Genomic DNA, 8014 nt, shown 5'->3' with positions numbered 1-8014 from the left:
TATATTTTTTCTTATTCGTCAAACCTGAAATTTTTTAACAAAAAGTTCACGCTCTCGCCCTGAATTTATTCTCACCCCAAAAGGCGAAAAACTGAAAGAAAAGCTCCCAGCATTGATGCAACAATTAGATAACCTCTATACACCAGAAATCATGGAACCAGATCTTTGTAGGAGGAAATTCACCTTAGCATCCAGTGATTATGTCGCCCAGGCCATCTTGCCATCTATAATTTCTGACATTGAAGTTGATGCTTCTAATGTGAGTATTGAATATAAATTGTGGCATAAAGACAATTTGAATAAGTTTGCTGAACAAAATATTGATTTAGTCGCAACCATTGCCGATACGATACCTGATAACTTATACGGTAAAATGATGGCTGAAGATCAACTTGCCGTTGCATTTAGAAATATACATTCCAAAGCTAATAGTGATATGACTATTAACGACTATATAGAAGGCCGACATATTTTGATTAGTGGTGGCGGAGATAAAGACAGTTCTGTCGATCACATGTTGGCAAAGATGAACCTAAATCGTCACATTTACACTACAGTTCCCTTTTTCCAGGCGGCCATTGAGTTATTGTTAAAAACAGACACCATGCTAACCATACCACTGCATATTGCTGCTGATTTTGCTCAACACTATGATTTACAAATAAGACGCTTACCTATTGATATTAAAGCACAACAATACTACTTGCTATGGCATGCGAAACATCACCAAGATCCAGAGCATAGATGGTTTAGGGATATCTGTTTTCCTCTGATCAAAGCTCATCTTGAAAGAACTATCGAACAGGGTATGAAATTAATTCATACCTACAAGTAGATTTTTCGTCTTTTATAGATGACCTTGTTACATTAATATAATCAATACTTTTTCATATATACTCGATAAACTTCAAGTTGCAGTCTGCAAGACGACGCGAGGCCTTATATTTCCCCGCTACGCAGGGAAATATAACACGCATATTGAAGTTGGATTGGTATAGATGATAACATCGGTTATTTTTAATTTTATCATGGTAATAAATATGATTTCTACAGAAACACTTGTTACATTTATCAGTATTTCAACCTTCCTATGCTTCTTACCAGGCCCTGATAATCTTTTAGTTTTAAGTCAGTCTGCAATAAATGGATACAAATCAGGCATATTAATTACCCTTGGCCTATGTATTGGATTAGTAATGCATACCTCTTTAGTTTCATTAGGCATTGCAGCAATAATACAAGCTAATACGGTAGCCTTTGAAATTATCAGGTTATTTGGTGTGTTTTATTTAAGCTATCTGGCTTGGGGAGCCTTTAAGGCAAAACCTATTCATCTCAAAAACAATACCAACAGTTTTAATGACACAAAAAAACTCATTAAAAAAGGTTTGCTTATGAATTTATCAAATCCAAAAGTAATTATTTTCTTTTTGGCTTTTCTGCCTCAGTTTACTACTGACAATACAATCGCTATTCCAGTATCTCTTCAATTATTATATTTAGGTTTAATATTTGTCATAATTGCTTTTATTGTATTTACGATCATATCCTATTTGTCCGGCTTTTTAAATAAAACGATATCCAGTAAACCATCACTACAAACTATTCTTAATAAAATTACCTGTTTGATATTTATAGCATTAGCTATTAACTTATGTATTGATCAGCGTCTACCAATCGTTTAATACCTTTTGTGTCAACCTCACATTTTGATAATATGTTGGTTAATGTCAGTGGCTGCTAAATTTGCGAATCCTTTCGCTATTTTCAGCATCCTTGCCACTATTTCGCTGCTTTTGTTACATTTAAGAGGCAGTTTTAAACCTGTGTTAACTGGCAGTTAACTCAATTAATAGTAAGAACGACAGGCATCGGCGATATCAGCATTGGAATAACCATTCCCCTGCTCTTTCTCTAATTTCTGCCTTGTTTCCCTATAGCAACGACGTTTATCCTGCTCTCTGACATGGTGCATAAAGTTGTCTCGTGGCTTATGAGAGAACTTAAACTGTTGCTCATTCCAATCATAAGAAAGCTTCCAGCTCTCTTTATCAAGCCCATTGTGATACTTATTAAATCTATTATTAAATCTATCATTATATTCTTTCAGTTCATTTTCCTGTTTTTCAACTAACGCATTGTCTTTAGCCAGTTTTTCCGTGTTCCAATTCCCACGATCCAGTGTGTTCCTCTTTTTCAGGTACTCTTCTGAAGGTTTATTATCCGCGGGGATACCACTTTGGTAGCTTAAATCCAATGCCAGAGCCTGAGAAAACCACACTGACAAAATTAAAAATAGGCAATGGGATCCTTTGATTTTCATATCTTTCCTTAATGGGAATATAACAATGACGTTTAGTTTGCTCTCTGAAAACGTTCAGACTCCATCCTGAAGCGTTGCATTTCTCGATTAAAGGTCTGCTGCTGCATATGGAAATAAGAACCCTGCGGATACCAATCATGAGGAAAGCTCAGATTCTTTACCCCAAATCTATCATTGTATTCTTTCAGTTCCTTCTCCCTCTTCTCAGCTAAGGTATTACCTTTCGCGAGTTCCTTCATGTCCCAACTTCCGTAGCCCGAACTGCCCAGATTGAGCCTCTTTTTCAGGTATTCTTCTGAAGGTCTGTTATCTGCGGGGATATCATTTTGGTAGCTTAAATCCAAAGCCAGTGCTTGAGAAAACCACACCGACAAAAGTAAAAATAGGCAATAGGATCCTTTGATTTTCATATCCGTCCTTATTGGGACTATAACAACGAATTATTATTTAATAACCATTATCACCTAAGGTCAACACTACAATTTCTGTGTATTTTGCAACAAAACAAAATAACTCTTTACAAATCAATGAGGTTTAAACATTGTATATTTTTCTTTTCATTATAAAAATTAAGTGAGCTTCTGATGCATTCATACCCTATTTAACCTGAACTTCGCTTAAGAAAGGAAAGAAAAAAAGGAACTAAACGCCTGAGGCACGATCAAAGTTTTTGCTTAGAAAACAAAATCGTGGGGATCCTCAGGCTATGACTACTTTAGAAGAACTTTTTTGTTGCGTCGATGATTTTTGCCAAAAATTTATTCCCCTTTGGGAACAACAGCTCATTGAGAATAATCAGCTCAAGCGTCATCGTGCCACTTCCCTGTCTCTCAGTGAGATAATGACGATCCTCATTTTATTTCACATGAGCCATTATCGTCATTTTAAAGCGTTTTATACTGAGCATGTGCAGCAATATCTCAACGCAGATTTCCCGGGTCTGGTCAGCTACAATCGAATAATTACATTGAAGAAAAGAGCCCTTATTCCGTTATGCGCTTTCCTTTCTTCACGCAAACAAAAATCACACGGCATTGCCTTTATCGATTCCACTAAAATCGCGGTTTGCCATAATCTGCGTATTGCTCGCCATCAAGTTTTCGCGGGTGTCGCCCAGCGAGGAAAACCCCGTACAGGCGGGTTCTATGGCTTTAAACTCCATCTGATTATTGATGACTGTGGGGAGATTTTATCCGTTAAATTAACACCGGGAAATGTTGACGATCGTCAGCCGGTAAAGGAATTAGTACAAGGTTTAACCGGGCATCTCTATGGTGACAAAGGCTATTTATCGCAAGTGTTATGCGATGAACTGAAGGAGGAAGGAATTACGCTGATCACGAATGTTCGCCGTAATATGAAAGCCAAATTTTTATCGCTTTGGGACAAGGCCATGTTAAGAAAACGGTTTTTGATAGAAACGGTGAATGACCAATTGAAAAATATTTCTCAGATAGAGCACTCAAGGCACCGAAGCGTAGTCGGCTTTTTACTGGAAATAGTATCAGGACTGATTGCTTATACATTCCAGCCGAAAAAGCCGAGCTTAGGTTTACGTGACCATGAAATTGCGATGCTTAAACAAAGTTGAGGTTATTTATCATGTCGATGCCTTTACGGAAAAATTGTTTTCTGGCAATCCCGCGGCGGTTGTATTGCTGGATAAATGGCCAACAGATGAAATGCTGATTGCTATCGCTGCTGAAATTGGTCTGCCGGAGACCGCTTTTTTGGTCGAAAATCATCTACGCTGGTTTACACCTAAAGTCGAAGTCGATTTATGTGGACATGCAACGCTGGCGACCGCGTTTGTCCTCATAACCCACCGCAACATCCAAGAGAAATTACTCACATTCAAAAGCCGCTCCGGTGAACTCCGGGTTTTTCATCAAGATGGTGTTTTTACATTGGATTTCCCTGTCGCCGATTGCCATGAAGAAAATGACCTCATCCCTGTCATACAAGACGCCCTGGGACAAAATGTTTCCACAGTATTCGCTTCACATGATCGTTATATTTGTGTTTTAGATTCCGTAGAACAAATCATCCATACCCACCCCGATTTTAATAAGATTGTGGCCCTGCCCTTGCCAGGACTGACCATTACCGCTCTCGGTGATTCGTCCGCTGATTTCGTTTCTCGCTATTTTGCACCCGCTAAAGTCGTCAATGAAGATCCTGTTACAGGCTCCAGCCATTGTGTTCTTGCTCCTTTTTGGGGAAAGCGGCTCAGTAAAACTGAGCTTCATGCCCGTCAATTATCAGAACGAGGCGGTGAGTTGTTATGTCGAATAGATGGAGATCGTATCTATCTGACAGGTAAAGCAAGACTCTTTTCACACGGTGAGATACTGCTTGAGAATATATAATCCTTTATTTTTGATAAATAGGAAAAAAATGCCTCAGTTATGCATGCTAGCTGAAAATCCTCACGGTCAGACAGACAAACCTGCATGGCAGAGATATCATCCTATTGGTATTTAAAGGATTAATTAGATATGGTCAGCAAATAGATTCTGCTGACCAGCATCGTGCCATCTACCATTAGACTTGATTATGTACCAACAAATCTGAATTAACCTCCGAGATTGATCTCGCTCCGGTTAAGGTCATCGCTACCCGCATCTCTTTCTCAATCAGATCCAGCAAATTAGAAACGCCCGCTTCACCTGCCGCAGCCAACGCATAAGCAAACGCACGCCCCAGTAAAACACTATCTGCGCCCAGGGCAAGCATTCTCACCACATCTAATCCTGTCCTGATACCAGAATCAGTAAGAATGGTAATGTCGTTTTTGACTGCATCTGCAATCGCAGGTAAAGCTCGTGTCGTTGATAAAACACCATCAAGCTGACGTCCACCATGATTTGAAATCACAATACCATCAGCGCCAAACCGGACAGCATCTTTAGCATCTTCTGGATCAAGGATGCCTTTGATAATCATCGGCCCTTCCCAGAAATCACGGATCCACTCCAAATCTTTCCATGAAATTGATGGATCAAAATTACTTCCCAACCAGCCAATATAGTCTTCCAATTTGGTCGGTTTGCCACGATATACCGAGATATTGCCCAAATCGTGTGGCTTACCCCATAATCCTACATCCCATGCCCATTGCGGATGAGTTATCGTCTGCAAAATACGACGCATGGCTGCATACGGGCCACTCATACCGGAATGGGCATCACGGTAACGCGCTCCTGGTACTGGCATATCAACGGTAAATACCAGATTTTTGACTCCCGCAGCCTGTGCCCTTTCCAATACATTGCGCATAAAACCACGATCTTTTAGCACATAGAGCTGAAACCAGATTGGGCGATCGATTGCAGAAGCGACTTCTTCAATCGGGCATACTGATACCGTCGACAAAGTAAATGAGATCCCCTTTTTGGCTGCGGCACGTGCAGCTTGCACTTCACCACGACGCGCATACATTCCTGTCAATCCAACAGGACCAAGTGCTACCGGCATTGACATTTTCTCGCCAAATAAGCGGGTTTCCAGACTTAACTCAGACATATCCTTCAACACACGCTGGCGTAACTCAATATTGGATAAATCTGCGGTATTACGTTTAAGGGTATGCTCTGCATAGGCTCCGCCATCAATATAGTGGAACAGAAAAGGCGGTAACTTAGCTTGAGCTGCATCCCGATAATCAGTTGAAGCGGAAATAATCATAATACCTACCCTAATGTTGAAAAGTTATTCGCACATTTTTCAAGATGCCAGAATCAAGGCCATGACAGCCGCAATTCCCCCACAGACTAGCGTTGGTGATCCCAAAAATAGAGCATTCAACGCGATAGAGTGTTGTATTCCACCAAATGTTAAATGAGAAACCTTATTAGAGCCTGAGAAAAATGATAATCAAACCTTATAACCGACAAACCATATTTAAAATAACGCATTGGTCTCTTATATTTAATATCTCCCTCCAGAATAAAAGCAATAAACCAATGGGTTAAAAACCACCATTTATCTATATTCGGTCTGATAGCATATTTTCCAGAATATCATAAACAGGTAATAAACGATTGAAGCCATCCCTATCAAGAAAATGTCCACCATTAGCAATATTAATCACTTCCGTTTGCAAAGAATGAGCCAAAGCCTGGGAGAATTGCGGAGAAATAATTTCATCATTAGATGAAATAAGTGAAAAACGGTATTTGGTTACCTCACGCAAGAAAGCATAATCTAACGGCTCAACAGTAAAAGAATCCAATTCTGGTAAAGTCATTTGAGGAACGTCAAATCCAGAAACCAAAATATATCCACCAATACAAAGATGCTGAGAACGCATCGATGCTAAATGTCGCAATAACGTGATACAACCGAGACTATGACCAACAAAAACCGAGTCTTTATCTGCCTCAGGCACAATATCCATCAGCATCTTAGCCCAGACTTCTGGTTTAGGAGATGATGTATCAGGCATGGTAGGTATGATAACTTCCGCACCCTGTTCAATAAGTTTCTCTTTTAACCAAGGGAACCAATGTGAAGAAGGTGAAGCAGTATATCCATGAACAATAATTATTTTTTTGCCAGAAAACCGCCCTTGGTCACTTATTCTTTCTGATATCACTAATTTTCTCCTATTTAATAATTTATCTATTTATGGAGTCAACCATCTAATCATTAAGAGCTTTAAACTGGGATAAGTCAATAATAGTGTACATGACCTTAGTCTTATCCAGCTAGTTCTCTGGCCTGTTTTTCGAGCCAAGAAACCACCGCATGATTATTGAACAAGTAAAAATGCCCTCCTGTGAAAATTTGTTGTTCTATTGGCGCAGTTAACACTTGCCACCATTCCGCCAAACGAGAAACAGGAACTCTATTATCCCGATCTCCTCCTATCACATAAGCTGGGATATTCAACTTTACTTTTGGTAATAAAGACAAAGAGTTCAACAAAATGAGATCATTTTTCATTGTTTTGATCACATAATTACGTAGTTCAGGGTTAGCAAGAATATCTGCCGGTGTTCCGCCACATTGCTCAAGGATATTCAAAACATAAGAGTCAGAATATTCCTCATATGGCTTATTTTTAAACCCTTCAGAATCAATAAAACCACGGGCAGAGATAATAAGTGCTAATTGCTTTTCTGGTAATTCACTCTCCAGTCTACGAGCAACCTGATAAGCCAGTTCCGCTCCTAAACTGTGCCCAAACAGTAATAAAGGTTTATCCTCTCCTAACCTTAAACGCTTTATTGCGGCAAGGATATCAGATAAAACAGTTTCAACATCCACCTGAAAAGGCTCTGAAACACGCATTCCCCTGCCTGCAAGCTCCAAACAATAAACTTCAATAAATTTCGATAACTTGTGAGCCAACTCAATGTAGGAAAAACAAGAGCCTCCGGCGTGATGAAAAAATAACAGCTGCGCTCCGGCCTCTGGCTTTTTAATCGCAGAAAATAAAACTGAATCAGACAAAATGAAGTTCCTTTAGCAGATTGAGAGATATCCCATAAATTTTCAAGCTATTACTTTTTTATTTACAACTTTAACTTAAAATCGATTAATTATAAATAACTTTTAAAAAAATTCATTAGGCAATGAATAATATTTATTATTATTTCTTTTTCTATAACAGAAAAAATTGATTACTTGGATTCGCATGATAAGTGCAATTTCTGAAAAAGGCGGTCAGTTGCTATAGTAGGCATC

Annotated in this window: 9 protein-coding genes; 4 read left to right on the top strand and 5 right to left on the bottom strand. The window is 39.1% G+C overall.

The features are described from left to right. The first annotated feature begins 115 nt into the window (after positions 1–115). Positions 116–835, top strand: a complete 720-nt coding sequence (locus tag AAY47_RS17235; RefSeq protein ID WP_053014333.1) for a LysR substrate-binding domain-containing protein — start codon at positions 116–118, stop codon at positions 833–835. Positions 836–1040: 205 nt separating this feature from the next. Beyond that, on the top strand, positions 1041–1685 hold the full coding sequence (locus tag AAY47_RS17230) for a LysE family translocator (protein WP_047771429.1): 645 nt from the start codon (positions 1041–1043) through the stop codon (positions 1683–1685). A gap of 164 nt (positions 1686–1849) precedes the next feature. Here AAY47_RS17230 and AAY47_RS17225 read toward each other — a convergent pair whose 3' ends face one another. Both AAY47_RS17225 and AAY47_RS20130 read right to left on the bottom strand, forming a co-directional pair. Continuing rightward, entirely contained in the window at positions 1850–2323 is a 474-nt protein-coding gene (locus AAY47_RS17225; RefSeq protein WP_047771428.1) for a hypothetical protein, read from the bottom strand. 32 nt (positions 2324–2355) lie between these two features. Continuing rightward, on the bottom strand, positions 2356–2733 hold the full coding sequence (locus tag AAY47_RS20130; protein ID WP_053014331.1) for a hypothetical protein: 378 nt from the start codon (positions 2731–2733) through the stop codon (positions 2356–2358). Positions 2734–3029: 296 nt separating this feature from the next. On the opposite strand from AAY47_RS20130, the gene AAY47_RS17215 reads away from it, so the two are divergent. Further along, complete coding sequence (locus tag AAY47_RS17215; protein ID WP_047771427.1) at positions 3030–3914, top strand: IS982 family transposase; 885 nt, start codon at positions 3030–3032, stop codon at positions 3912–3914. Then, positions 3886–4692, top strand: a complete 807-nt coding sequence (locus AAY47_RS17210) for a PhzF family phenazine biosynthesis protein (protein ID WP_047771425.1) — start codon at positions 3886–3888, stop codon at positions 4690–4692. Before AAY47_RS17215 ends, AAY47_RS17210 begins: the two co-directional genes overlap by 29 nt. 175 nt (positions 4693–4867) lie before the next feature. On the opposite strand, the gene lldD is transcribed toward AAY47_RS17210, so the two are convergent. The 3 genes from lldD to AAY47_RS17195 form a co-directional block, all read right to left on the bottom strand. Then, entirely contained in the window at positions 4868–6010 is a 1143-nt protein-coding gene (lldD, locus tag AAY47_RS17205) for an FMN-dependent L-lactate dehydrogenase LldD (protein WP_047771424.1), read from the bottom strand. Positions 6011–6311: 301 nt separating this feature from the next. Next, positions 6312–6920: an RBBP9/YdeN family alpha/beta hydrolase gene (locus AAY47_RS17200; RefSeq protein ID WP_047771423.1), complete on the bottom strand. Its 609-nt coding sequence runs from the start codon at positions 6918–6920 to the stop codon at positions 6312–6314. Between the two features lie 104 nt (positions 6921–7024). After that, positions 7025–7780, bottom strand: a complete 756-nt coding sequence (locus tag AAY47_RS17195) for a thioesterase II family protein (RefSeq protein WP_047771430.1) — start codon at positions 7778–7780, stop codon at positions 7025–7027. Between the last annotated feature and the right edge of the window lie 234 nt (positions 7781–8014).

The sequence above is a fragment of the Xenorhabdus griffiniae genome (assembly GCF_001028135.1).
Classification (GTDB): domain Bacteria; phylum Pseudomonadota; class Gammaproteobacteria; order Enterobacterales; family Enterobacteriaceae; genus Xenorhabdus; species Xenorhabdus bakwenae.
This window is presented reverse-complemented; position numbering and strand designations above follow the sequence as displayed.